The sequence below is a fragment of the Kocuria kalidii genome, from assembly GCF_044462225.1.
Taxonomy (GTDB): Bacteria; Actinomycetota; Actinomycetes; order Actinomycetales; family Micrococcaceae; genus Kocuria; species Kocuria kalidii.
Genome location: NZ_JBISWJ010000023.1, coordinates 1 through 23,934, shown reverse-complemented (window position 1 = coordinate 23,934; position 23,934 = coordinate 1). Strand labels below are relative to the sequence as shown.

Annotated in this window: 20 protein-coding genes; 11 read left to right on the top strand and 9 right to left on the bottom strand. The window is 73.4% G+C overall.

Annotated elements, in window-relative coordinates:
* Positions 1-18 precede the first annotated feature (18 nt).
* Positions 19-1,413, top strand: a complete 1,395-nt coding sequence (locus tag ACH9D3_RS03350; protein ID WP_396409852.1) for an MFS transporter — start codon at positions 19-21, stop codon at positions 1,411-1,413.
* 1 nt (position 1,414) lies between these two features.
* Positions 1,415-1,516, top strand: a complete 102-nt coding sequence (locus tag ACH9D3_RS17345; protein ID WP_449274665.1) for an MFS transporter small subunit — start codon at positions 1,415-1,417, stop codon at positions 1,514-1,516.
* A 185-nt stretch (positions 1,517-1,701) separates the two neighbouring features.
* On the opposite strand, the gene ACH9D3_RS03345 is transcribed toward ACH9D3_RS17345, so the two are convergent.
* The 6 genes from ACH9D3_RS03345 to ACH9D3_RS03320 form a co-directional block, all read right to left on the bottom strand.
* Positions 1,702-2,445, bottom strand: coding sequence for an FCD domain-containing protein (locus ACH9D3_RS03345; protein ID WP_396409851.1), 744 nt, complete (start codon positions 2,443-2,445; stop codon positions 1,702-1,704).
* Between the two features lie 120 nt (positions 2,446-2,565).
* Positions 2,566-3,276 (bottom strand): potassium channel family protein, encoded by a 711-nt coding sequence (locus ACH9D3_RS03340; RefSeq protein WP_396399757.1) that lies wholly within the window; start codon positions 3,274-3,276, stop codon positions 2,566-2,568.
* A 77-nt stretch (positions 3,277-3,353) separates the two neighbouring features.
* Entirely contained in the window at positions 3,354-4,793 is a 1,440-nt protein-coding gene (locus tag ACH9D3_RS03335) for a potassium transporter TrkG (RefSeq protein ID WP_396409850.1), read from the bottom strand.
* A 284-nt stretch (positions 4,794-5,077) separates the two neighbouring features.
* Positions 5,078-5,761 (bottom strand): response regulator, encoded by a 684-nt coding sequence (locus ACH9D3_RS03330; protein ID WP_396409849.1) that lies wholly within the window; start codon positions 5,759-5,761, stop codon positions 5,078-5,080.
* The gene (locus ACH9D3_RS03325; protein ID WP_396409848.1) at positions 5,758-7,731 is read right to left on the bottom strand and encodes an ATP-binding protein; all 1,974 of its coding nucleotides are present in this window, start codon (positions 7,729-7,731) and stop codon (positions 5,758-5,760) included. The genes ACH9D3_RS03330 and ACH9D3_RS03325 overlap by 4 nt, the downstream gene beginning before the upstream one ends.
* Positions 7,732-7,961: 230 nt before the next feature.
* A complete protein-coding gene (locus ACH9D3_RS03320; RefSeq protein ID WP_396399753.1) occupies positions 7,962-8,117 on the bottom strand; it encodes a hypothetical protein in 156 nt (51 codons plus the stop codon).
* Between the two features lie 202 nt (positions 8,118-8,319).
* Between ACH9D3_RS03320 and eat the strand changes: the two genes are divergently transcribed.
* The 5 genes from eat (at position 8,320) to ACH9D3_RS03295 (ending at position 14,303) form a co-directional block, all read left to right on the top strand.
* Positions 8,320-9,750, top strand: a complete 1,431-nt coding sequence (eat, locus tag ACH9D3_RS03315) for an ethanolamine permease (RefSeq protein ID WP_396399752.1) — start codon at positions 8,320-8,322, stop codon at positions 9,748-9,750.
* A 63-nt stretch (positions 9,751-9,813) separates the two neighbouring features.
* A complete protein-coding gene (locus ACH9D3_RS03310; RefSeq protein ID WP_396399751.1) occupies positions 9,814-11,196 on the top strand; it encodes a glutamine synthetase family protein in 1,383 nt (460 codons plus the stop codon).
* Positions 11,177-11,992, top strand: coding sequence for a gamma-glutamyl-gamma-aminobutyrate hydrolase family protein (locus ACH9D3_RS03305; RefSeq protein WP_396409847.1), 816 nt, complete (start codon positions 11,177-11,179; stop codon positions 11,990-11,992). The genes ACH9D3_RS03310 and ACH9D3_RS03305 overlap by 20 nt, the downstream gene beginning before the upstream one ends.
* Positions 11,989-13,350: an aldehyde dehydrogenase family protein gene (locus tag ACH9D3_RS03300; protein WP_396409846.1), complete on the top strand. Its 1,362-nt coding sequence runs from the start codon at positions 11,989-11,991 to the stop codon at positions 13,348-13,350. The genes ACH9D3_RS03305 and ACH9D3_RS03300 overlap by 4 nt, the downstream gene beginning before the upstream one ends.
* A gap of 176 nt (positions 13,351-13,526) precedes the next feature.
* Positions 13,527-14,303 (top strand): 3-oxoacyl-ACP reductase, encoded by a 777-nt coding sequence (locus ACH9D3_RS03295; protein ID WP_396409845.1) that lies wholly within the window; start codon positions 13,527-13,529, stop codon positions 14,301-14,303.
* Between the two features lie 97 nt (positions 14,304-14,400).
* Here the strand turns inward: ACH9D3_RS03295 and ACH9D3_RS03290 are convergent, their stop codons facing one another.
* Both ACH9D3_RS03290 and ACH9D3_RS03285 read right to left on the bottom strand, forming a co-directional pair.
* A complete protein-coding gene (locus ACH9D3_RS03290) occupies positions 14,401-15,087 on the bottom strand; it encodes a DUF899 family protein (protein ID WP_396409844.1) in 687 nt (228 codons plus the stop codon).
* Positions 15,084-15,662, bottom strand: a complete 579-nt coding sequence (locus ACH9D3_RS03285; RefSeq protein WP_396409843.1) for a dihydrofolate reductase family protein — start codon at positions 15,660-15,662, stop codon at positions 15,084-15,086. Before ACH9D3_RS03285 ends, ACH9D3_RS03290 begins: the two co-directional genes overlap by 4 nt.
* Before the next feature lie 106 nt (positions 15,663-15,768).
* On the opposite strand from ACH9D3_RS03285, the gene ACH9D3_RS03280 reads away from it, so the two are divergent.
* The gene (locus tag ACH9D3_RS03280; protein WP_396409842.1) at positions 15,769-16,392 is read left to right on the top strand and encodes a WHG domain-containing protein; all 624 of its coding nucleotides are present in this window, start codon (positions 15,769-15,771) and stop codon (positions 16,390-16,392) included.
* Between the two features lie 67 nt (positions 16,393-16,459).
* On the opposite strand, the gene ACH9D3_RS03275 is transcribed toward ACH9D3_RS03280, so the two are convergent.
* Positions 16,460-17,533: a beta-eliminating lyase-related protein gene (locus ACH9D3_RS03275; RefSeq protein ID WP_396409841.1), complete on the bottom strand. Its 1,074-nt coding sequence runs from the start codon at positions 17,531-17,533 to the stop codon at positions 16,460-16,462.
* A 187-nt stretch (positions 17,534-17,720) separates the two neighbouring features.
* On the opposite strand from ACH9D3_RS03275, the gene ACH9D3_RS03270 reads away from it, so the two are divergent.
* From ACH9D3_RS03270 to ggt, 3 genes are all read left to right on the top strand, one after another.
* Entirely contained in the window at positions 17,721-18,245 is a 525-nt protein-coding gene (locus tag ACH9D3_RS03270; protein ID WP_396409840.1) for a DUF2867 domain-containing protein, read from the top strand.
* Between the two features lie 163 nt (positions 18,246-18,408).
* Positions 18,409-21,945, top strand: a complete 3,537-nt coding sequence (locus ACH9D3_RS03265; RefSeq protein WP_396409839.1) for a proline dehydrogenase family protein — start codon at positions 18,409-18,411, stop codon at positions 21,943-21,945.
* 45 nt (positions 21,946-21,990) lie between these two features.
* Positions 21,991-23,907: a gamma-glutamyltransferase gene (gene ggt, locus ACH9D3_RS03260; protein WP_396409838.1), complete on the top strand. Its 1,917-nt coding sequence runs from the start codon at positions 21,991-21,993 to the stop codon at positions 23,905-23,907.
* Positions 23,908-23,934 lie beyond the last annotated feature (27 nt).

Genomic DNA, 23,934 nt, shown 5'->3' with positions numbered 1-23,934 from the left:
GAGATGAGGAGTCGGGGCATGGGATGGCTTGATCGACAGCACTCGGTGGCGCCGCCGGGATTCAACCGTTGGCTCATACCGCCGGCCGCCCTCGCGGTGCACCTGTGCATCGGCCAGGCCTACGCCACCAGCGTGTACAAGAACGCCCTCGTGGAGCACTTCGACGCGAGCCTGACCCAGATCGGCATCATCTTCTCCATCGCGATCGTGATGCTGGGCCTGTCCGCGGCCGTCTTCGGCACGTGGGTGGACACCGGCGGGCCGCGCAAGGCGATGTTCACCGCGGCGCTGCTGTGGTCCGGCGGGTTCCTGGTGGGCGCGCTCGGCATCTTCACCGAGCAGCTCTGGGTCGTCTACCTGGGCTACGGGGTCATCGGCGGCATCGGCCTCGGCATCGGCTACATCTCTCCCGTCTCCACGCTGATCAAGTGGTTCCCCGACCGTCCGGGTCTCGCCACGGGCATGGCGATCATGGGCTTCGGCGGCGGGGCGCTCATCGCCAGCCCCCTCTCCGCGGCCCTGCTCAGCTTCTACGACCCCGACTCCGGTACGCCGGGCTGGGTGGCGAGCGGCGACGCCGTCGGCAAGCTGTTCCTGACCCTCGCGGTCGTCTACCTCGCGTACATGCTCTTCGGTGCCTTCACGATCAAGGTCCCCGCCAAGGACTGGAAGCCCGCGGGATTCGACCCCTCGAAGGTGAAGACGAAGGCCCTCGTCACCAAGAACCACGTCTCGGCCCGCAACGCGATCCGCACGCGGCAGTTCTGGCTCGTGTGGATCGTGCTGTTCTGCAACGTGACCGCCGGCATCGGCATCCTCGAGCAGGCCGCCCCCATGATCCAGGACTTCTTCCGGCAGGCGGACGGCACCTCCCTCGTGACGGTGGCCGTGGCCGGCGGTTTCGTGGGACTGCTGTCCATCGGCAACATGGGCGGTCGCTTCGTGTGGTCCACCACCTCGGACATCCTGGGACGCAAGCGCATCTACATGGTCTACCTCGGCGTCGGGGCGGTCCTCTACACCGTGCTGGCGCTGTTCGGCTCGACCTCCACGCTGCTCTTCGTGCTGCTGGGCTTCGTCATCATCTCCTTCTACGGCGGCGGCTTCGCCACGGTGCCGGCCTATCTGCGGGACCTCTTCGGGACCTTCCAGGTGGGGGCCATCCACGGCCGTCTGCTCACGGCCTGGTCCGCCGCGGGCATCGCCGGGCCCCTCATCGTCAACGCGTTCCTCGACGCCCAGGGCACTCCTGGTGAGCTGACGTCGCAGGCGTACCAGCCGGCGCTGCTGACCATGGTGGCCCTCCTGATCGTCGGCTTCGTGGCCAACCTCCTGGTGAAGCCCGTGGACGCGAAGTACCACGAGCCCGAGGCCGAACCGTCCGAGACCGCCGCCCTCGCGAAGGAGGCATGACATGACCCGTGCACGACTGGCACTGGGCTGGGCCCTCGTCGGGGTCCCGCTGGCCTACGGAGTGACGGCGACCCTCGTCCGGGTGAGCGCGCTGTTCTACTGACGCACCGGCCGGGCCCGAGGCCCGGCCGCGCGGCGGGCGGCTGCGAGCACCGGGGCGGCGCGCGCCCGGGCCGCCCGCTTCGGTTCCCGCCGTCCCGGACGGACAGCGTGGACACCGCGCAGGATCCCCGTGCCGCGGCCTCCCCGGGATCCGCACGGGCGGCCGGTCCCGCCGGACGGGTGCGACTACCGCCGGGCGTCGTCGGCGGGGGCTCCCGCCCCGTGCCCGAGGAAACCGCGCAGCAGCGCGGCCGTTCCCTCCAGGTGCGCGAGGGAGGCGGCGCGGGCGGCGGGGGCGTCGCCGGCCAGGACGGCGTCGGTGAGTTCGCGGTGCTGGCGGTCCGAGTGCTCGAGGTTGACCGGGAGCACGGGGATCCGGTCCAGCAGGTCGCTGGCCCGGGACCGCACCTCCGCGACGGCGCGGACGAGGCTCGGGCAGCCGCCCAGCTCGGCGACGGCGATGTGGAAGCGGGCGTCGGCGGGGCGGTAGTCCGCCGGGGCGCTCTGCTCGACCTGCCGCAGGCACGAGAGCAGGTGCTCCCGTGCCGCCGCGCTGAGGGCCGCCGCCGCGGCCAGCTCCGCCGCGGCGGGTTCGACGACGGCGCGGAACACGAGCACGTCCTCGACCTCCGCGGGGTCCACCGGGGGGAGGGTCTCGTCCGGCAGGGCGGTGCGGCCGGTCACGAAGGTCCCGCCGTACCGGCCGCGCACCACCTCCAGGACCCCGGCCGCCTGGAGCTCGCGCAGGGCCTCCCGGAGGGTGGCGCGGGAGATGCCGAGCATCGCCGCGGTCTCCCGCTCGGGCGGGAGCCGCTCCCCCTTGCGGAACAGGCCGAGCCGGATCGAGTCAAGGATCCGCTCCACGGCCTCCTCGAAGGCGTTGCCCTGGCGCACGGGCCGGATGAGGGGGTGCTGGACGGGGTCGCTCACGGTGGCGCTCCTCCCTGCGGTGCGGCGTGCGCCCATCGTGTCACGGTCCGGGAGCTCGTCCGGGACGTCGTCCGGGAGGCCGGCCGGAGGCACCGTGCCGGCACCGCACGGGAACGGCCGTCACGCGAGGTTGCTGAAGGCCTCCACCTTCCCGGTGGGTCCGGTGACGAGGATCTGGTCGCTCTCGTGAAGGACGGTGCCCGGCTCGATCGCCCCCCAGGGCTCGTCCGGCCGGCGGACCGCGACGATGGACACCCCGTGGTTGCGCCGCACGGCGAGGGCGTCGAGGGGCCGCTGCTGGACGGTGGCGGGCGCGGCGCACCGGATGAGCGCGAACCCTTCGTCGATGGCCAGGAAGTCGAGGACGCGGCCCTGGATCAGGTGCGCCGCACGCACCCCCATGTCGTGCTCGGGGCGGATCACGTGGTGCACGCCGAGCTGGTCCAGGATCTCGGCGTGCGGGCCGGTGATGGCCTTGGCCCAGACCTCGGGCCGGGCGAACTTCAGCAGCCGTGACGTCGTCAGGATGCTGGCCTGGACGTCGGAGCCGATGCCGACCACGACCTTGTCGAACTCGTCCACCCCGAGCTGGCGCAGGACCTGTTCCTGGGTGGCGTCCGCCCGGACCACGCTGGTGAGCTGCCCGTTCAGCTCCTGGACCACCTCCTCCCGGGTGTCGATGCCGAGGACCTCGGCGCCGTTGCGCATCAGCTCCAGCGCCAGGGCGGACCCGAAGCGGCCCAGGCCGATGACGGCCACGGTGCCCGGGCCGCGGTTCCTGCGTCCTGCGGGGCGGTGGGCGGGAGCAGTGTCGGGACGGGGGGAGAACATCGGGGACCTCCAGGAGGATCGGGTGCGTTTCAGGGGGCGGGCGGCTGCGTGCTGACCGCTGGTGGGCCGGGCGGGGCTCAGCCGATCAGGGGACGTTCCTCGGGCAGTTCGTAGAGGGTGCGCCGGTGCTGGTAGGCGATGGCGGTGGCCACGGTGACGGGCCCCAGGCGTCCCAGGAACATCAGGGCGATGAGCACGCACTGGGCCGGCGCGGAGAGGTCGGCGGTGATCCCGGTGGACAGTCCCACGGTGGCGAAGGCCGAGACCGCCTCGAACAGCAGGCGGTCCAGTCCCAGGTCCTCGTGCAGGAGCATCAGCGCCATGGTGCCGGTGATGACGGCGCCGAGGGCGAGCACGACCACGGTGGTCGCCTGGCGCTGCACGGAGCGCGAGAGCCGCTTCCCGAGCACGTTGACCGCGGCTCCTCCGGTGATCTCCGTGTAGGCGATGAAGCCCAGCACCGCGAACGTGGTCACCTTCAGCCCGCCCGCGGTGCCGGCGGGGCCACCGCCGATGAGCATCAGGACGTCCAGGCCGAGCCAGGAGACCGGGTGCATCGCGGCGATGTCGATGCTGTTGAACCCGGCGGTGCGGGCGATGGCCGACTGGAAGAACCCTGCCAGCAGCTTCTCCGAGGGCTCCATCGGTCCCAGTGTCCCGGGGTTGGTCCACTCCACCGCGCAGAGGAACGCGGTGCCGGCGCTCAGCAGGACGCCGGTGGCGAAGAGCACGATGCGGGTGTTCACGGTCCAGCGCCGCGGCAGCCGCCACTCCTTACGCAGCTGGTAGAGCACGGGGAACCCGAGTCCGCCCAGAACGACCGCGACGACGACGGGAAGGCAGATCCACGGGTCGGTGGCGAAGTCCATCAGGGACAGGGAGTACAGCGCGAACCCGGCGTTGTTGAAGGCCGAGACGGCGTGGAACACCCCGTGCCAGACGGCCCGGCCCAGCGGGTAGTCGTAGCCGACCAGGAAGCGCAGGGCCAGCACCACGGCCACGGCTGCCTCCAGGGTCAGGGCGGTGGCCAGGATGCGGAGCAGGACCCGTCCGATGTCGCCGCGTCCCTGGTTCTTGGTCTCGGTCGACGCCAGGATGCGAGAGGCCAGGCGGAGCCGGCGGGCCAGCAGGATGCCGAGCATGGTGGTGAAGGACATGACCCCGAACCCGCCGATCTGGATGAGTCCCAGGATCACGGCCTGGCCGAACGGGGTCCAGAACGTGGGGGTGTCCACCACCACGAGCCCGGTCACGCAGACCGCGGAGGCGGCGGTGAACACGGCCTGCAGGAGGCTCGCCCCGCCGGGGCCGACCCGTGCGACGGGCAGCAGCAGCAGCACGGTCCCGATCAGCAGGGCCGTTCCGAAGGCTCCCATGATGAGCTGGGCGACCCGCGCCGGGGTGACCTCCCGCGGGTCCGTGCTGCGGGGAGGCCGCGGCCGGTGCGGGCGTCGCAGCCGGGGCCGGCCGGTCAACCGCCGGATGCGGGTGCGGTACAGCGCCTCGTCGAGAGGCATGAAACTCCCGCTGTTCCTCGCTGCGCGGTGCACGGGTCCTCCGGATCATCTGGTCGTGGGTCTGGTCGTGGGTCTTGTCGTGGATCGGTCGGGGAAGGGCGGGAGGACGGGTCGCGTGCCGCGGGCGGGCGGACGACGAGGTCGTCCTCCGTGCCGGGCACCCGGACCGTGCGCTCCGCGGACGGTCCCGTGCTGCTGTCCCCGCAGTGCTGTCCCGGTCTGCCGTCCCCGCGGTGCCGCGGGGCGGGCCCGGGAGGGTCGTTCCGCGCGGCGGGCGCCGGCCCTCAGGGCGTGAACCGGTAGCCGATGCCCAGCTCGGTGCGGAAGTAGCGGGGGCGGGAGCTGTCGGGCTCGAGCTTGGCGCGGATCTGCGACATGTAGACCCGCAGGTAGTTGGACTCCTCGCCGTACCCGGGGCCCCAGACGGTCGTGAGCAGTTCCGCGCGGCCGATCAGCCGGTGCGGGTTCCGGGCGAGGACCTCCACCAGGCGCCACTCGAGCTTGGTCAGCCGCACCGGGTCGCCCTCGACGGTGATCTCCCGGTGGGCCAGGTCGATGCACAGCCGCCCGTCGGACGTGGCGACCACGGCCTCGCCCGGAGCCGGCTGGGCGCGGCGCAGGGCGGCGCGCAACCGGGCGAGCAGCTCGTCCATGGCGAAGGGCTTGGTCACGTAGTCGTCGGCACCGCGGTCCAGGGCGTCGACCTTGCTGTGGGACTCGTGCCGGGCGGAGACCACGATGATCGGCACGGGGGACCAGCCCCGGATGCCCTCGATGACCTCTCGGCCCTCCATGTCCGGCAGCCCGAGGTCGAGCAGCACGACGTCGGGGTGCTCGTGGGCGGCCAGGTCCAGGGCCCGGTGCCCGGTGGCGGCCCAGTGCGTCCGGTAGCCGCGGGCCTCGAGGTTCACCACCAGGGCCCGGGCGATGTGGGAGTCGTCCTCGACGACGAGCACGCTCGGGTTCACGGTTCGCCGTCCTCGGCGGCCGTCCCGGCGGCTCCTGCCGTCCCGCGGTCGGCGGGGTCCACGGCCGGCAGGCCGAGGACCATGGTGAGACCGCCGCCCGGGGTGTCCTCGGCCCGGACGTGCCCGCCCATGCCCTCGGCGAGGCCGCGGGCCACGGCGAGCCCGAGTCCGACGCCGGAGCCGGCCTCCCGGTCGCCCAGGCGCTGGAACGGCTGGAAGATCCGGTCCCTGTCGGGAGCCGGGACGCCGGGGCCGCGGTCGACCACGAGCAGCTGGACCCATCCCGGCCGCGTCGCCGACCGGAGCACCACGGGGGAGGGACCGCTGTGCTTCAGCGCGTTCTCCACGAGATTGGCGACCACCCGGACCAGGAGCCCGTGGTCGCCGAGCACCGGGGGCGCGTCCGGTGCGATGTCGATGCTGACCCGGGTCGCCTGATCGGCGCCGGTGGCGCTGCGGACGGCGCTCTCGGCGAGGTCCCCCAGGTCCAGGGCCGTCCGGTGGACGACCAGCTGCCCGGACTGGATGCGGCTCATGTCCAGCAGGTCGTCCACCCGTTCGGCGAGCTGGTCCGCGGACTCCTCGATGTTGGCCAGCAGCTCGTCCTGGTCCTCGTCGGGGAGCACCACGTCCTCCATGCGCAGGCTCGAGACGGACGCCTTGATCGCCGCCAGCGGGGTGCGCAGGTCGTGGGAGACGGCCGCCAGCAACGCCGTGCGCATGGCGTTGCCCGCAGCCAGCTCCCGCGCCTCCAGCCGGGCCTCGTCGAGAGCCTGCTGCTGGAGCACCCCGCTGATGCGCCCGGCGAACGCCTCCAGCACCCCCTGGTCCGAGGCCTCCTTGGGCAGGCCGTCGATCAGCAGGAGGTGGTGGTCGTCGACCACCACGGTGTTGTCGCAGACCCCGAGCACCGGGACCCGGCCGCCGGAGCCCAGGACCGTGGTCCGGCCGCCCTGCTCACCGGGGCCCTCGGCGTGCTCCACCAGGGCGACCCCCTGCAGGGCGTAGGTGAGCCGGAGCCGGTCCAGCAGGGCCTGGACGCTCAGACCCTCGCTGATCACCCCGCCGGCCAGTTCGAACAGCATCCCGGCCTGGTGGCGGGCGCTGCCGGCCTCGTCCGTGCGCCGGGCCCCGACGTCGACCACCCGGGCGACGCCGGCGGCCACCAGCAGGAACAGGCCCAGGGCCACGATGTTCTCGGGGTGGTGGATGACCAGCATCCGGGTGGGCGGGGTGAAGAACCAGTTGATGAGCATCGTGCTCAGCAGCGCCGCGCCCAGCGCCGGCCACCACCCGCCCAGGATGGCCACGAAGACGACCAGGGTGAGGTGGCACAGGAAGTTCAGGCTCAGCGCTGCCGTGCCGGTCCCCGCGGTGAGGAACCCCGCGGTCAGCGCCACGGACCCGGTCACCGCCAGGAACCAGGCGGCCAGTTGCCGGTTCCGGCTCAGGGCCGTGGCGCGCCGGCGCCACGGGCCGCTCCCGGCGGCCCGGTCGTGGGAGAGCAGGTGCACGTCGAGGGCCCCGGCGGCGTCGACCACCCGGGCACCGGTCCCCGGTGCCCGGAACCGGGTCGTCGGCGTGCGGCGGTCGACGCCGACGACCAGCTGGGACGCGGCGATGCTGCGAGCGAAGTCCAGCAGCGCGGTCGCCACGTCGTTCCCGAGGACGGTGTGCCACGTCCCCCCGAGCGACTCGACCAGCCGACGCTGCCGGGACAGGGCGGCCGGCTCGGCGGCGTGCTGCCGGGAACCGGCGACGACGTGCACCGCCATCAGCTCCCCGTCCGGGAAGCGCTCCGCGACCCGGGCGCCCCGCCGGATCAGCGCCTCCGACTCCGGGCCGCCCGCCACGGCCACGACCACGCGCGGACGGCCCCTCCGGTCGTCACCGGGGGACGACCGGGCAGGATCGTCGGCGTCGGCCGGTGGTTCGTCCGGCCGGGGCCCCGCGACCGTGGTCATGTCCATGTGGAGCCTCTCTCGTCCGCCCGCTGCGACGGCTCGCACTCTGCGGGACCGCACGAGCAGTCCACACCACGGGCGGGCACCGCACACGGTTTCTTAACGCCGCCCTGACACTGCCGGGGCGTTTCTTGACGCGTTCTTCACGCCGCCCGCACGTCGCCCCCACTCCGTCCGCCACGAGGAGCGCCGCCCGGCGCGGGCCGGGCGGCGCTCCTCACTGCCGGCCGGGACCGCTAGCTGGTGAGGTCGAGGGCGACCACGCCCACCGCGATGATCAGTGCGGCGGAGACGAGGAAGCCGGCCGCGATGGCGATGAACGCCCAGGAACGGCCCTGACCGGAGTTCCTGGAGTCGGGGCGGGAGGAGTTCGGTGCGCTGGTCTGGTTCATGCCCTCCATTCTGCGGCATCCGCCACGACCGCCACCACCGGGCGGCCGTCCCGCGCGTCGCCCGGCCGGCACCCGGTGCGGTGCGGGAGGAGCCGACCGGGTCCGAGGTGGTCTTGACGGTCCGCGGGAGAGCCCACAGACTATGACCACTCGCGCCATACGTCTGATTTCAGACCTTTGTGGAACCCGGAGGGCTCGTCCCATGTCCGACTCCCCAGCACCGTCCAACCGCAACGACGAGTACTTCCAGCACCGCCAGCTCCGGTCCGGGGCGGCCGGCTGGGTCCTGCTCGCGGGCCTGGGCATCGCCTACGTCATCTCCGGGGACTTCTCCGGCTGGAACATCGGGCTCTCCGAGGGCGGGTGGGGCGGCCTGCTCATCGCCTTCGTCCTCATGGGCCTCATGTACACCTGCATGGTCTTCGGGCTCGCCGAGCTGTCCTCGACCCTGCCCACCGCGGGCGCCGGCTACGGGTTCGCCCGGCGCGCCCTGGGCCCGCTCGGCGGCTTCGCCACCGGGATGGCCGTGCTCATCGAGTACGCCGTGGCCCCGGCGGCGATCGCCACGTTCATCGGCGGCTACATCGAGGCGCTGGGCCTGTTCGGCATCACCAACTCCTGGCCGGTCTACCTGGTCACCTACCTCGTGTTCATGGGCATCCACATGTACGGGGTCGGCGAGGCGCTCAAGCTGATGTTCGGGATCACCGTGGTCGCGGTCCTCGCGCTGGGGGTGACCGTCGTCGCGCTCGTGCCGCACTTCGACACCGCCAACCTCTTCGACATCGTCCCGAACGACGCGGTGGGGGCGAGCGCGTTCCTGCCCATGGGGTACGCGGGGGCGATGGCCGCCCTGGTCTACGGCATCTGGTTCTTCCTGGCGATCGAGGGCGTCCCGCTCGCCGCCGAGGAGACCGCCGACCCCCGCCGCGACATGCCGCGCGGGATCATCGTGGCCATGCTGTTCCTGCTGGTCTCCGGCGCGCTGATGCTCGTGCTCGTCCCCGGGGCGGCCGGCTCGGAGGCGATGAGCACCTCCGACAACCCGCTGCCGGAGGCGATCCGCACGGTCGCGGGGCAGGACAGCGTGATGGCGAACATCGTCAACTACGCGGGCCTGGCCGGACTGGTCGCGAGCTTCTTCTCCATCATGTTCGCCTATTCCCGGCAGCTGTTCGCGCTCTCCCGGGCGGGCTACCTGCCCCGCTGGCTCTCGCTGACCGGCAAGCGCAGGACCCCCTGGGTGGCGCTCATCGTGCCGGGCACCATCGGCTTCGTCCTCGCCGCGGTCACCGGGGACGGCGGGCTGCTCATCAACATCGCGGTGTTCGGCGCCACGGTCTCCTACGTGCTGCTCAACCTCTCCCACATCGTGCTGCGCGTGCGCGAGCCCGACCTCCCGCGCGGCTACCGCACCCCGGGCGGCGTGGTCACCACCGGCATCGCCCTCGTGCTGGCGCTCGTGGCCGTCGTCGCGACGTTCCTGGTCGACGTGGTCGCGGCCTCGATCACCGCCCTCGTGTTCGTCGTCTTCCTCGCCTACTACTGGTTCTACAGCCGGCACCACCTCGTGGGGCACGCCCCCGAGGAGGAGTTCGCCCAGATCCGCACCGCCGAGGCGGACCTGCACTGACCACCCGGGGCGCGGCCTCCCGGCCCGCCCCGTCCCACGGCTCCCGCGACGAAGGACGGACCCATGACCGAGATCGCCCAGCACCCGCGCAACGACCGCATGCTCACCGTCGAGCAGCTGCGCCGGCACGTCGCCGACGGGCTGGTGGACACCGTGGTGCTCGCCTTCACCGACATGCAGGGACGACTGCAGGGCAAGCTCAACCACGCGCAGTTCTTCCTGGACTCGGTGCTCGACGAGGGCGCCGAGGGCTGCAACTACCTGCTGGCCGTGGACACGGAGATGAACACCGTGGGCGGCTACTCGATCAGTGACTGGTCCTCCGGCTACGGGGACATGGAGTTCGACATGGACCTCGACACCATCCGGCTGATGCCCCACAACCCCGGCCAGGTCATGATCCAGTGCGACCTCACCGGACACGGCGGGCAGCCCATCCCGATGTCGCCGCGGGCCATGCTGCGCCGTCAGCTCGACCGTGCCCGGGACATGGGCTTCCGGATGGTCACGGGCACCGAGCTGGAGTTCTGCGTGTACAACACGAGCTACGAGGACGCCTGGGACGCCGGCTACCGGAACCTGGTCCCGGCCAACCAGTACAACGTGGACTACTCGGTGCTGGGCTCCCAGCGGGTCGAGCCGCTGCTGCGGGAGATCCGCAACACGATGTACGCGGCCGGGCTGACCGTGGAGTCCGCGAAGGGCGAGTGCAACCTCGGTCAGCACGAGATCGCGTTCCGCTACGACGACGGCATGGTCACGGCGGACAACCACGTGGTCTACAAGCTGGCCTCGAAGCAGATCGCCCACCAGCAGGGGAAGTCGATCACCTTCATGGCCAAGCCCAACGAGCGCGAGGGCAGCTCCTGCCACATCCACATGTCCCTGCGCGGGCCCGACGGCGAGCTGGTCTTCTGGGACCGCGAACGGGACGCCCGGTCCCGGACGTACGAGCACTTCATCGCCGGGGTGCTGCGGACCATGCGCGAGTTCACGCTGTTCTACGCCCCCACGATCAACTCCTACAAGCGCTTCGTCGAGGGCAGCTTCGCCCCCACCTCGGTGGCCTGGGGCGTGGACAACCGCTCGTGCGCCGTGCGCCTGGTCGGCAGCGGCCAGTCCGCCCGGATGGAGAACCGGCTCCCCGGCGGGGACGTGAACCCGTACCTGGCGCTCGCCGCGATGCTGGCCTCCGGGCTGCACGGCATCGAGCAGGAGCTCGAGCTCGAGCCGATGACCGAGGGCAACGCCTACGAGTCCGACGCCCCCGTGGTGCCCTCGACCATGCGCGAGGCCCGCGACCTGCTGGCCGGGTCGGAGCTCGCACCGGAGCTGTTCGGCGAGGACGTGGTGGAGCACTACGTGCACTACGCCGACGTGGAGCTGGCGGCTTTCGAGGCCGCCGTCACCGACTGGGAGCTGCGCCGTGGCTTCGAGCGGCTCTGAGCCGTCCGGCGCCGGGTACCGGCCCCGGATCGCCCTGACCACCTACTACCAGGAGGGGTCGTGGGGCGTCTGGAACTCCGTGGCCGCGATCGTCCCGGGCGCCTACGTGGAGGCGGTCGCCGCGGCCGGCGGCACGCCCCTGCTGCTGCCGCCGGTGGGCACGGACCCGGGGGTGCTCGAGCTCGTGGACGGGCTGATCGTCATCGGCGGCGTGGACGTGGACCCGCGGTTCTACGGTGCCGAGCGGCACGAGCTGACCTCCTCGCAGCCGTCCCGGGACGAGCACGACCTCGCCCTGACCCGGGCGGCGCTGGAGCGCGGGGTGCCCCTGTTCGCCATCTGCCGCGGCGCCCAGATCCTCAACGTGGCGCTCGGCGGCACGCTGATCCAGCACCTCCCGGACGTCAACGAGAACGCCGCGCGCTACCAGCCCGGACCGGGCCGGTACGGGGAGGTCGAGTTCACCACCGCGCCGGGCAGCCGCTGCCGTGAGCTGCTCGGCGAGACGGCGGAGTCCCCGTGCTACCACCACCAGGCCCTGGAGACGGTGGCCGAGGACCTGGTCGTCACCGCCCGCGCCGATGACGGGACGGTCGAGGCCGTCGAGACCACCGGGGGCGGCTGGACGCTCGGCGTGCAGTTCCACCCCGAGGAGAACCGGAAGGACGCCCGCCTCTTCGAGGGCTTCGTCCGCGTGGCGCACGACTACGCGCGCGAGCGCGCCCGGCCGGAGCGCCCCCGCAGGGCCGGCGGGGCGGACCACGCACCCCAGCGAGAGGACACCCGCATCCCATGACCACCACGCAGATCATCGACCCCGCCACGGAGGAGGTCGTCGGCACCGTCGGGCTGACGTCCCTCGAGCAGACGGACGCGGCCGTCGAGCGGGCCCGGCGAGCCTTCGAGACCTGGCGGGCCGTGGATCCCGCCGACCGGGCCCGGCTGCTGCGCCGCTTCGCCGACGCCGTGGACGCCGACCTCGAGCACCTCGCCCGGCTGGAGGTCCGCAACGCGGGGCACACGATCGGCAACGCCCGCTGGGAGGCGGGCAACGTCCGGGACGTGCTGACCTACTACTCCGGCGCGCCCGAGCGGCTCTCGGGACAGCAGATCCCCGCCCCGGGCGGGGTCAACCTCACCTTCCACGAGCCGCTGGGCGTGGTGGGCGTGATCGTGCCCTGGAACTTCCCCATGCCGATCGCCGCGTGGGGCTTCGCCCCGGCGCTGGCCGCGGGGAACACCGTGGTGCTCAAACCGGCCGAGCTCACCCCGCTCACCGCGATCCGGCTCGGGGAGCTCGCGCTCGAGGCAGGGCTGCCCGAGGGCGTCCTCACGGTGCTGCCCGGCAAGGGCTCGGTGGTGGGGGAACGCTTCGTGACCCACCCCGCCGTGCGCAAGGTCGTGTTCACCGGCTCCACCGAGGTGGGCCGGCGGATCATGGCCGGGTGCGCGGAGCAGGTCAAGCGCGTCACCCTGGAGCTCGGGGGCAAGAACTCCAACATCGTCTTCGCGGACGCCGACCTCGAGCGCGCCGCCGCCACCACCCCCGCCGGCGCCCTCGACAACGCCGGCCAGGACTGCTGCGCCCGCTCCCGCGTGCTCGTCCAGCGCTCCGTGCTGGACCGGTTCCTGGAGCTGCTCGAGCCCGCCGTGCGGGACTTCGCCTGCGGGGACCCGTGGCGCGAGGACACGCAGATGGGGCCCCTGGTCTCGGCCGCGCACCGGGACTCCGTGGCCTCCTTCCTCGACGACGACGACGCGGCCGTCGCCTTCCGGGGCACCGCCCCCGAGGGCCCCGGCTGGTGGTTCCCGCCCACCGTGCTCACCCCGTCGCCGGACTCCCGCGTGTTCCGGGAGGAGATCTTCGGCCCCGTGCTGGCGGTGGTGCCCTTCGAGGACGAGGCGGACGCCGTCCGGATCGCCAACGACACCGAGTACGGGCTCTCCGGGTCGATCTGGACCCGTGACGTCGGGCGGGCGCTGCGCGTGTCCCGCGCCGTCGAGGCCGGGAACCTCTCCGTCAACTCGCACGCCTCGGTGCGCTACTGGACACCGTTCGGCGGCTTCAAGCAGTCCGGCTTCGGGAGGGAGCTCGGCCCGGACGCCCCGCAGGCGTTCACCGAGACGAAGAACGTGTTCATCGCCACCGACTGAGCCCATCGTCCGAGGCCACCGTCCGAGGCCACCGTCCGAGCCCACCGTCCGAGGCCACCGACCGCCGTCACTGACCGCGGCGACCGACCGGGGCCACCGGCCGCTGCCCCGGTCGGCGCCCCGCCCACCACCCCTCGTCCCGTCCCGGGAGAGCCCCCACCACCGAAGGAGGACCCATGGAGGTCAACGCCCGCCGCCTGGTCGGCCGCAGCGCCGTCATCACCGGAGGGGCCAGCGGCATCGGTCTCGCCGCGGCCCGCCGCCTCGCCGCCGAGGGCGCGCACGTCGTCGTCGCGGACCTGAACCCGGCCGCCGGGGAGGCGGCCGCCGAGGAGGTCGGCGGTCTGTTCGTGCGCACCGACGTGGCGGACGAGGCCGACGTGATCGCCCTCTACGCCGCGACGCACGAGGCCTACGGATCGGTGGACATCGCTTTCAACAACGCGGGGATCAACCCGACCGACGACGGCTCGATCCTCGACACCGGACTCGACGCGTGGCGCAGGGTCCAGGAGGTCAACCTCACCAGCGTCTTCCACTGCTGCAAGCACGTGCTCCCCTACATGTGCGAACAGGGCCGGGGATCCATCATCAACACCGCGTCCTTCGTGGCCGTCATGGGCGCGGCCACGTCCCAGATCTCCTACAGCGCCTCGAAGGGCGGCGTGCTGTCGATGAGCCGGGAGCTGGGCGTGCAGTTCGCCCGGGAGGGGATCCGCGTGAACGCGCTGTGCCCCGGCCCGGTCAACACACCACTGCTGCAGGAGCTGTTCGCCACGGACCCGGAGCAGGCCCAGCGCCGGCTCGTGCACGTGCCGGCCGGGCGGTTCGCGGAGCCCGAGGAGATCGCGGCGGCGGTCGCGTTCCTGGCCAGCGACGACGCCTCGTTCGTCAACGCCGCCACGTTCCTCGTGGACGGCGGGATCTCGGGGGCCTACGTCACCCCGGTGTGACGGCACGGGCGTGCACCGTTCCCGCACGGCCACGGGACCGCTCGGCCGGCCGAGCGGTCNGGCCGCGGCTGTGTCCGTCCGCAGCGCCGCCGTCCGCTCAGGGCTCCCCACCGTAGAGGGCGGCGACGTCCTCGGACCCGAGCCACCCGCTGAAGGCGGGGGACTGCGGCCAGCCGTCGGGGGAGTCCTGCCACTCCTCCTGGCGCCCCCAGGGCAGCAGGTCGACGAGCGGGAACGTGTGGCTGATCTGCTCGACGCCGCGACCGCTGCTGTGCCAGGTGCGGTGGACGGTGTCGCCGTCCCGGAAGAACACGTTCAGGGCGAAGCCGCCGCCCGGAGGAGCTCCGACGTCGGCGCCGAACGGGCTGCCGGCGCTCGAGTACCAGTCCATCCGGTTGCCCACCCGGCGGCGGTAGGCGAGGGCCTCGTCGATCGGGCCCTGGGTGACGACCACGAACCGGGCGTCGTAGCTGTCCAGGAAGTCCAGGCGGGTGAACTGCGAGGTGAAGCTCGTGCACCCTCCGCACTGCCAGGTCTCGCCGGGGAACCACATGTGGTGGTAGGTGATGAGCTGCCGCCGCCCGGCGAAGACGTCGACGAGCCGCACCGGTCCGTCCTCGCCCTCGAGGGTGTAGTCCGGCAGCTCGACCATGGGCAGCCGGCGACGCTGCGCCGCGATCGCGTCCAGTTCGCGGGTGGCGGCCTTCTCCCGGGCGCGCAGCGCGTCGAGCTCCCGCTGCCAGGTGTCCTGGTCGACGACGCGGGGCCGTCCTCCGTCGGTCATGGCGTCTCCTCCTGCGCACGGGCCGGTACCGGCCGGTACGCCGCGTAGGTGACCCCGGACCCGAACGACCGTGCGTCGAGCAGCCGCAGCTCCGGGATGACGTGCCCGTCCGGGAACAGCCGCCGCCCGCGGCCCTGGACGGCGGGGTGCGTGAACAGCCGGTACTCGTCGACGAGCCCGGCGGTGATGAGGGCGTGGGTCAGGGTGATGCTCCCGGTGCAGACGATGTCCTTGCCGGGCCGGTCCTTCAGCGCCCGGACCTGCTCGACGGGGTCGCCGGTGAGGATCGTCGAGTTCCGCCACTGCGGGTCCGTCGTCGTCGAGGACACGACGTACTTCTGCACCCGGTCGAGATAATCGGCGATGCCCGTGGCGTCGTGGGTCTGCAGCGGCCAGTAGCCGCGGAAGTCCTCGAAGGTCTGCCGGCCGAGGAGGCAGGCGTCCGCCTCCCGGTCCTGCTGGTGGGTCAGGTCCAGGTAGTCCGGGTCCGGCTCCCCGGAGGGGTCGAACCAGTCGTCGAGCATCTCGACCGCGCCGTCGAGGGTGATGTTCTGGGTGATGACCAGGGTCCGCATGCCGGGACTCCTTCGTCCGTGTGCAGCGGGTCCGCCGTCGCCGGGCGGGCACCGTGGAGCAGTAGAATGTTCACACCGTACACACCGGTTGGGAAGAGGGTCAAGGGTGCCGCGCTCGGAGAAGTCCTACCACCACGGCGATCTGCGCAGGGCGCTGGTCGACGCCGGTCTCGCCGCGACGCGGGAGCGGGGGGCGGCCGCCCTGGGGCTGCGTGACGTCACGCGGCGCGTCGGGGTCTCGCCGAACGCCGCGTACCGCCACTTCGCCGACCGGCAGGCCCTGCTGACCGCCGTCGCGCGGGAGATCCAGGACCGGATGGCCGAACGGATGCGAGCGCGGACGCCGGCTCCGGGGGACGTCGCCCCCCGCGAACGGGCACGGCTCCGGCTCCGCGGCGTGGGACTCGGCTACATCGCCTTCGCCGTGGCCGAACCGGGGTGGTTCGAGACGGCCTTCTTCGGGCCCGGCGGGCAGCCGGACGGTGTGCTCCCCGGCGCGGACGGCCGCCTGCCACCCCCGTTCGCGATGCTCGTGGACGCCCTCGACGGCATGGTCCGGGCGGGCGGGCTCTCCCGCGCACGGCGGGAGGGCGCGGAATGGGTCTGCTGGAGCGCCGTGCACGGGTTCGCCGAGCTCGTGGTGCACGGACCCCTGCGCGGGCAGCGCCAGGAGCAGATCGACCGGTGGGCGGAGCGTGTCGTGGACGACATCGTCTCCGGAATCGTCTGAAGTCCTCGAGGCCGGCCGGGCTGCTGTGGGCCAGCAGGGCCTCCGCACTTCGGCCGGGCCCCCGGGGTCAGCGGGCGGCGGCGACCATGTCCTCCCGCAGCGCCGCCACGAACCCGTCCACGTCCTCCTCGGTGGTGTCCCACGAGCACATCAGGCGGACCTCGCCGACGGCCGGGTCCCACACGTAGAACGGCCAGCGCTCCTGCAGCCGGGACGTGGTCCCGGCCGGGAGCACCGCGAAGACCGCGTTGGCCTCGGGGGTCTGCGTCACCCGGGCGCCGGGGACCTCCGCGATCCCGGCCGCCAGGCGCCGGGCCATGGCGTTGGCCCGGCGGGCCGCCTCGAGCCACAGGTCCCCCGTGTGCAGGGCCAGCAGCTGCGCGGACACGAAGCGCATCTTCGAGGCCAGCTGGGTCGAGAGCTTGCGCACGAACCGGGGCTGGCGCACGGCGTCCGGGGTGAGCACCACGACGGCCTCCGCGCCCATCAGCCCGTTCTTGGTCCCGCCCCACGAGACCACGTCCACGCCGGCGTCGGTGGTCAGCGCCCGCAGCGGGACGTCCAGGGCCGCGGCGGCGTTGGCGAGCCGGGCGCCGTCCAGGTGGACGGTCAGGCCCAGGCCGTGCGCGTGCTCGCAGACCGCGCGCAGCTCCTCGGGCGTGTAGACGGTGCCGAGCTCGGTGGACTGGGTGACGGTCACGACGCGCGGCTGGGCGTGGTGCTCGAAGCCGAAGCCGTGGGCCTCCCGGTCGATCAGCTCGGGGGTCAGCTTCCCGTCCGGCGTGGGCACGGCCAGCATCTTCACGCCCGCGACCTTCTCGGGGGCCCCGCACTCGTCCACGTGCGCGTGGGCCGTGGCCGTGCAGATCGCGGCGTCCCAGCGGTCGGTCATCGCCGCGAGCGCCACGACGTTCGCCCCCGTGCCGTTGAACAGCGGGTAGCAGGCGGCCTGCTCCCCGAAGTGGCGCCGCACGACGTCCTGCAGCGCCTCGGTGTAGGGGTCGGCGCCGTAGGCCCCCACGTGGCCCCCGTTGGCCGTCGCGAGGGCCTGGAGCACCTCGGGGTGGACGCCCGCGTGGTTGTCGCTGGCGAAGCCCTTCCGGGCAGGGTCGTGCAGACGGGACAGGACGGAGTCGGTCACGGAGGGCCCTTCCGGTGGGTCGGCGGTGTGCTGGACGGCACTCGCACTCTACTCGGCCCGTTCCCCGGAGCGTCCGCCCTCCGGACCGGCCGCGCCGGGGCCGGCCGCACCCCGCCGCGGCCCCACGGCCGGCGGCTCTCCCGGCCCGCCCCTCGTGCCGGTCCGGGGCACGTGCTTGGATGGTGGCATGGCACAGACGCGGGGTTTCTACGTCGACACCGTGGAGCGCACCACCACCGCGGACCAGGACGCCGTGTGGGCGGTCGTCGAGGGCATCGGCGGCGAGCGCGGCTGGTACAGCACGGACCGTCTCTGGGCCGCCCGTGCCGCGGCCAACCGCCTGGGGCTGCCGCCCGGGCGGCTGCGGCACCGGGAGGACCCGGACCGGCTGGCGGCCGGGGAACGCCTGGACTGGTGGACGGTCGAGGCCCTCGAACCGCCGCGACGGCTGCGGCTGCGGTCCGTCGTACGGATGCCCGGGGACGCCTGGCTGGACATCTGCCTGGAGCCGGAACCGGACGGCACCCTCGTCTACCGCCAGACCACCGTCTTCCGCCCGGCCGGCGCGGCGGGGCGCGCCTACTGGTACGCCATGCTCGCCCCGCACAAGGCCGTCCTCGGCCGGCTCGCCACGGACATCCTGCGGCAGGCCGGCGGCCAGGAATCCTCCCCGGGGGACCGGCCGGGCGGGCCCTTCCCGCGGCGCCCTTGACGGCGGGCCCTTCCGCCCGGCCCCTTCCCCACAGCCCCTTCCCCTGGGGGCGCGGCGCCCGTAGCGTGGACTCACCGGCCACCGTGACGCCCGGTGGAATCGGCCGGTGGCCGAGGGAGTGCCTCGGCACCGCTGCCGGGCGGAGCCTCCAGGAGAGTGCCCCATGACCGCCGACGCCCCGTCCGTCCCCGACTCCCGCGCCCTGGCCGACGAGGCCGTCGCCCTGGTCCGCGAATGGCTCGTCCGCGCCGGTGAGGGCCGCAAGCACCGCGACGGCGCCGCCGACCGGCTGGCCACCGTCCTCCAGGACCCCCACGGGCTCGAGTTCACGGTCGGCTTCGTGGACCGGGTGGTGCGCACCGAGGACGTGCGGGCCGCCGGGCGGGCCCTGAACGCGCTCGCCGAGATCGTGCCCCGCACCATGCCCGCGGCGGACCGCGCCCAGATCCGGCTCGGGGCGGCCCTGTCCGCCAGGGCTCCGCAGGTCGTCGTCCCCGCCGCCCGGATCCGGCTCCGCCAGCTCGTGGGGCACATGATCGTCGACGCCCGCCCCCGCCAGTTCGGGCAGTCCGTGCGGAAGCTCACGGACCAGGGCCACCGGCTGAACATCAACCTGCTGGGGGAGGAGGTCCTCGGCGAGGAGGAGGCGGACAAGCACCTCGCCGACGCCGCCGAGCTGCTGGACCGGGACGACGTCGACTACGTCTCCCTCAAGGTCTCCTCCGTGGTCCCGCAGCTGTCCCACTGGGGCTTCGAGGGGACCGTGTCGAAGGTCGTCGAGCGGCTGCTGCCCGTCTACCGCGCCGCGGCCCAGGCCCCGGCCGGGAGCAAGTTCATCAACCTGGACATGGAGGTCTACTCCGACCTGCACCTGACCACCGAGGTGTTCACGCGTCTCCTGGAGCGCCCGGAGCTGCGGGGACTCGAGGCGGGGATCGTGGTCCAGGCGTACCTGCCGGACGCCCTCGCGGTGGTCCAGCGGCTCTCGGCGTGGTCGGCCGAGCGGGTCGAGGCCGGGGGCGCGGGGGTCAAGGTCCGGCTCGTGAAGGGCGCGAACCTCCCCATGGAGCGCGTGGACGCGGAGCTGCACGGCTGGCCCGTGGCCACGTGGAGCAGCAAGCAGGAGACCGACACCAACTACAAGCGGGTCCTCGACTGGCTGTTCGTGCCCGCGCGGATGACGGGGCTGCGGCTCGGGGTGGCCGGGCACAACCTCTTCGACATCGCCTTCGCCCACCTGCTCGCCGAGCGCCGCGGCGTGACCGACCGGATCGAGTTCGAGATGCTCCAGGGCATGGCGGTCGAGCAGGCGCGGGCCGTGAGCGCCGACGTCGGCGAGCTGCTGCTGTACGTGCCGGCCGTGCGCCCGGCCGAGTTCGACGTGGCCGTGTCCTACCTGGTGCGCCGGCTCGAGGAGAACGCCTCGCACGAGAACTTCATGTCGGGGATCTTCGACCTCGCACCGGACAACGAGGTCTTCGACCGGGAGGAGCAGCGCTTCCGCGCCGCCCTCGAGGAACTGGACCCGGCGGAGGACGCCGCCCCGGTCCCCGCCCGCACGCAGGACCGCGCCGCGCCCGACGCCGGGTCCGCGCACCTGCCGCTGGAGGAGCCGTTCCGCAACGAGCCGGACACCGACGTCTCGGTCCCCGCGAACCAGGCGTGGGCCGAGGAGATCGCGGCCCGGATCGCGGACCGGCAGTGGTACGACGCCCTGCCCGTGCCCGATCCCGTCGACGCACCGGACGTCGAGCGGCTCGTGCGCACAGGCCGGGCCGCCGCCGAGCAGTGGCACGCCCGCGGCGCCCGCGAGCGCGCCGAGATCCTCAACCGGGCGGCCGACGTCCTGGCCGCCCGCCGGGGACACCTGCTGGCCGTGGCCGGCGCGGAGGGCGGCAAGACCCTGGGCCAGACGGACCCGGAGGTCTCGGAGGCGATCGACTTCTGCCGCTGGTACGCCCGCCGGGCCCTCGAGCTCGAGGCCGTGGACGGCGCCCGGTTCGTCCCGGACCGGCTCGTGCTGGTCACCCCGCCGTGGAACTTCCCGCTGGCGATCCCCACCGGTTCCACGGTCGCGGCCCTGGCCGCCGGCGCCGCCGTGCTGCACAAGCCCGCCCCCGAGGTCCGGCGCTGCTCGACCGCCGTGGTCGAGGCGCTGTGGGAGGCCGGGGTGCCGCGGGACGTGCTCCAGCTCGTCGACTCCGTCGAGGGGGAGGTGGGGCAGGCCCTGGTCTCCCACCCGGGGGTGGACCGCATCGTGCTCACCGGCGCCTACGAGACCGCCCGGTTGTTCCAGTCCTGGCGGGCGGGACGACCGATGAACGCGGAGACCTCGGGCAAGAACGCGCTGGTCATCACCCCCAGCGCGGACCGGGACCTGGCGGTGTGGGACCTCGTGACCAGCGCGTTCGGCCACGCCGGGCAGAAGTGCTCGGCGGCCTCCCTCGGCATCCTCGTGGACAGCGTGGCACGGTCCGAGCGGTTCCGCCGGCAGCTGCTCGACGCCGCGTCCTCGATGGTCGTGGACTGGCCGCAGAACCTGCAGGCGACCGTGGGTCCGGTGATCTCCGAGCCCGGGGACAAGCTGCACCGCGCACTGACCCGCCTCGAGCCGGGGGAGGAGTGGCTGCTCGAGCCGGAGCAGCTCGACGACACCGGGCGGCTGTGGCGGCCCGGGATCAAGACCGGGGTGGCCCCCGGGTCCTTCTTCCACCGCACCGAGTGCTTCGGCCCCGTCCTGGGGCTCATGGAGGCCCCGGACCTGCAGGAGGCCCTCGCGCTGCAGAACGCCGTCGAGTACGGGCTGACCGCCGGGCTGCACTCCCTGGACCCCGAGGAGATCAGCACGTGGGTGGATCTCGTCGAGGCGGGCAATCTCTACGTCAACCGCGGCATCACGGGGGCCGTCGTCCAGCGCCAGCCCTTCGGCGGGTGGAAGAAGTCGTCGGTGGGCCTGGGCGCGAAGGCCGGCGGGCCGAACTACCTCGTCCAGCTCGGCTCCTGGCAGAAGGCCCCGTTCGCGGAGGTCCCGGACGGGGGGACCGGCACCGGGGCCGAGCCCTCGGAGGCCGTGGCCCACCACCTCGCCGCGCTGCGCCCCCTCGTGCCCGAGGCCGACGCCGCCTGGCTGACGGCCTGCGCCGAGCAGGACCAGGCGTGGTGGGACCGGGAGTTCGGCCGCGCCCACGACCCCACCGGCCTGGAGAGCGAGGCCAACCTGTTCCGCTACCGCCCCCGCGACGTCGTCGTGCGGGCGGCCGAGGACGCCCCGCTCACGGACGTGATCCGGGTGGGGCTCGCCGCGGTGCGCTCCGGGGCGCGCGTGGTCCTGGTCCCCGCGCAGGAGCTGCCGGCGGAGGTGCGGGAGCTGTTCCGCTCCGTGCTGGACCCCTGTCCGGACGAGGCCTTCGCCCGGGTCGCCGCGGACTGGGCCGACACGAGCGGCGCCGGGCGGATCCGGGTCGTGGGCACCGCGCACGGACTCGCCGAGGCCCTCGCGGAGCGGCCCGAGATCGCCGTGCTCGCGGACCCGGTGGTCGGGGCCTCCCGCGTGGAGATGCTCCCGCTGCTCGCGGAGCAGGCCGTCTCCGTCACGATGCACCGCTTCGGCAATCCCTCGTCGGACGCCGAGACGGTGGTGCACCGGCTCGTCGCGTCCTCGCGGGGGCTGGGCACGCCGTCGCCACCGGCCGAAATGTAGGCGTTGCCCCTGGTCGGGGCGGCACGCCGGTGCCAGCATGAGCCCATGCGCGCATCCCTGAGGTACCTCGCACTGGGTCTGGCCGGAGCGCTCGGCGTCTCCGGCACCGTACTCGGCGGCTCCGCGGCCGTCGCGCACGACGATCGGCACGACCGGGGCCGGGGCTCGCCCGTCACGGCCGAACTGCCCAAGGTCCCCACCATGACGGGCAGCGGCGGGGCGGTCTCCTCCGTGGACCCCCTCGCGAGCCAGGTCGCCGTCGACGTGCTCGAGCGGGGCGGCAACGCCGCGGACGCCGCCGTGGCCGCTGCCGCGACCCTGGGCGTGACCGAGCCGTACTCCGCGGGCATCGGCGGGGGCGGGTTCTTCGTCCACTACAGCGCGCAGACCGGCGAGGTCCGCACGATCGACGGGCGCGAGACCGCCCCGGCCACGTTCACGGAGGACGAGTTCCTGGGCGACGACGGCGAGCCCCTCGACTTCGCCACCGTGGTCAGCTCGGGGAGATCAGTGGGAGTGCCCGGCACCCTGGCCACCTGGGAGGCGGCCGCCGAGGAGTTCGGCACCATGGACCTGCACGGGCTGCTGCGGCCGGCGGAGCGGATCGCCGACCGCGGCTTCGTGGTGGACGAGAACTTCCAGGAGCAGACCGCGGCGAACGCCGAGCGCTTCATGATGTTCCCCGAGACCGCCGAGCTGTTCCTGCGCGACGGCGAGGCGCCGGAGGTCGGCACCGTGTTCCGCAACCCCGACCTCGCCCGCACCTACCACGCGATCCGGCACGAGGGCACCGACGCCTTCTACCAGGGCGCGATCGGCCGGGCACTCGTCGAGGAGAGCCGGGAGCCCACCACCGCCGAGGGCGTCGAGGTGCTCCCCGGGGAGATGACCCTGGAGGACCTGGACGCCTACGAGGCCCTGCTCAAGGAGCCGACCCACACCGAGTACCGCGGTCTGGACGTCTACGGCATGGGCCTGCCGAGCTCCGGCGGCATCACGGTGGCCGAGACCCTGAACCTGCTCGAGGCCTACGACGAGCGCACCGGGACCGGTCTCTCCGGGGTCTCCGAGACCCAGTACCTGCACCGCTTCGCGGAGGCGACCGCGACGGCCTTCGCGGACCGCAACCGGTGGATCGGGGACGTCGAGGGCGTGCCCGTGGAGCAGCTCACGAGCCAGGAGTTCGCCGACGAGCGCGCCTGCCTCTTCGACCCCGCCGCGGCGCAGGAGCGGCCGATCCCCTTCGGGGAGCCCGACGGGGACTACGCCGAGTGCGGGACGTCCGGAGCCCGCCAGCCGGAGCCTGCCGGCGGCGTCTCGACCACCCACCTCAACGTGGCCGACCGGTGGGGCAACGTGGTCTCCTACACCCTCACCATCGAGCAGACCGGCGGCTCCGGGATCACGGTCCCGGAGCACGGGTTCCTGCTCAACAACGAGCTGACCGACTTCAGCTTCGCGCCCGTCACCGAGGGGGTGCCGGACCCGAACCTGCCCGGCCCGCGCAAGCGGCCCCGTTCGTCGATGAGCCCCACGATCGTGCTGCAGGACGGGGAGCCGTGGATGTCGGTGGGCACGCCCGGCGGCGCCACGATCATCACCACGGTGGCGCAGATCGTCACGGGTCACGTGGACCGGGACCTCGCCCTCGTCGACGCCGTGGCCGCGCCCCGGCTCAGCTCGCGCAACGGGACGGCGGGCGCCGACCTGGGCCTCGAGGCCTCGCCCACCGGCCAGGAGCTGAGCGAGCTCGGGCACGTGCTCGAGGACGTGCGCTGGATCGGCAACGCCTCGGCGATCCGGATCCTCGACCACGATCTGTTCGTCGCCGCGGCCGAGACCGAGCGCGGCTACGGCGGATCCGCCATGGTGGTCCACCCGCACCCGCACCCGCACCCGCACCCGCACCCGCACCCGCACCCGCACCCGCACCCGCACCCGCACCCGCACCCGCACCCGTAGGGCCGCAGCCGGTCCCGGGGTCCGCCC

Bases quoted from the DNA above. Each gene is read 5' to 3' on its own strand.
- ACH9D3_RS03350 (WP_396409852.1), top strand. From the start codon at position 19: ATGGGATGGCTTGATCGACAGCACTCGGTGGCGCCGCCGGGATTCAAC.
- ACH9D3_RS17345 (WP_449274665.1), top strand. From the start codon at position 1,415: ATGACCCGTGCACGACTGGCACTGGGCTGGGCCCTCGTCGGGGTCCCG.
- ACH9D3_RS03340 (WP_396399757.1), bottom strand. From the start codon at position 3,276: ATGTTCTCCCCCCGTCCCGACACTGCTCCCGCCCACCGCCCCGCAGGA.
- ACH9D3_RS03335 (WP_396409850.1), bottom strand. From the start codon at position 4,793: ATGCCTCTCGACGAGGCGCTGTACCGCACCCGCATCCGGCGGTTGACC.
- ACH9D3_RS03325 (WP_396409848.1), bottom strand. From the start codon at position 7,731: ATGGACATGACCACGGTCGCGGGGCCCCGGCCGGACGAACCACCGGCC.
- ACH9D3_RS03320 (WP_396399753.1), bottom strand. From the start codon at position 8,117: ATGAACCAGACCAGCGCACCGAACTCCTCCCGCCCCGACTCCAGGAAC.
- eat (WP_396399752.1), top strand. From the start codon at position 8,320: ATGTCCGACTCCCCAGCACCGTCCAACCGCAACGACGAGTACTTCCAG.
- ACH9D3_RS03310 (WP_396399751.1), top strand. From the start codon at position 9,814: ATGACCGAGATCGCCCAGCACCCGCGCAACGACCGCATGCTCACCGTC.
- ACH9D3_RS03300 (WP_396409846.1), top strand. From the start codon at position 11,989: ATGACCACCACGCAGATCATCGACCCCGCCACGGAGGAGGTCGTCGGC.
- ACH9D3_RS03295 (WP_396409845.1), top strand. From the start codon at position 13,527: ATGGAGGTCAACGCCCGCCGCCTGGTCGGCCGCAGCGCCGTCATCACC.
- ACH9D3_RS03290 (WP_396409844.1), bottom strand. From the start codon at position 15,087: ATGACCGACGGAGGACGGCCCCGCGTCGTCGACCAGGACACCTGGCAG.
- ACH9D3_RS03285 (WP_396409843.1), bottom strand. From the start codon at position 15,662: ATGCGGACCCTGGTCATCACCCAGAACATCACCCTCGACGGCGCGGTC.
- ACH9D3_RS03270 (WP_396409840.1), top strand. From the start codon at position 17,721: ATGGCACAGACGCGGGGTTTCTACGTCGACACCGTGGAGCGCACCACC.
- ACH9D3_RS03265 (WP_396409839.1), top strand. From the start codon at position 18,409: ATGACCGCCGACGCCCCGTCCGTCCCCGACTCCCGCGCCCTGGCCGAC.
- ggt (WP_396409838.1), top strand. From the start codon at position 21,991: ATGCGCGCATCCCTGAGGTACCTCGCACTGGGTCTGGCCGGAGCGCTC.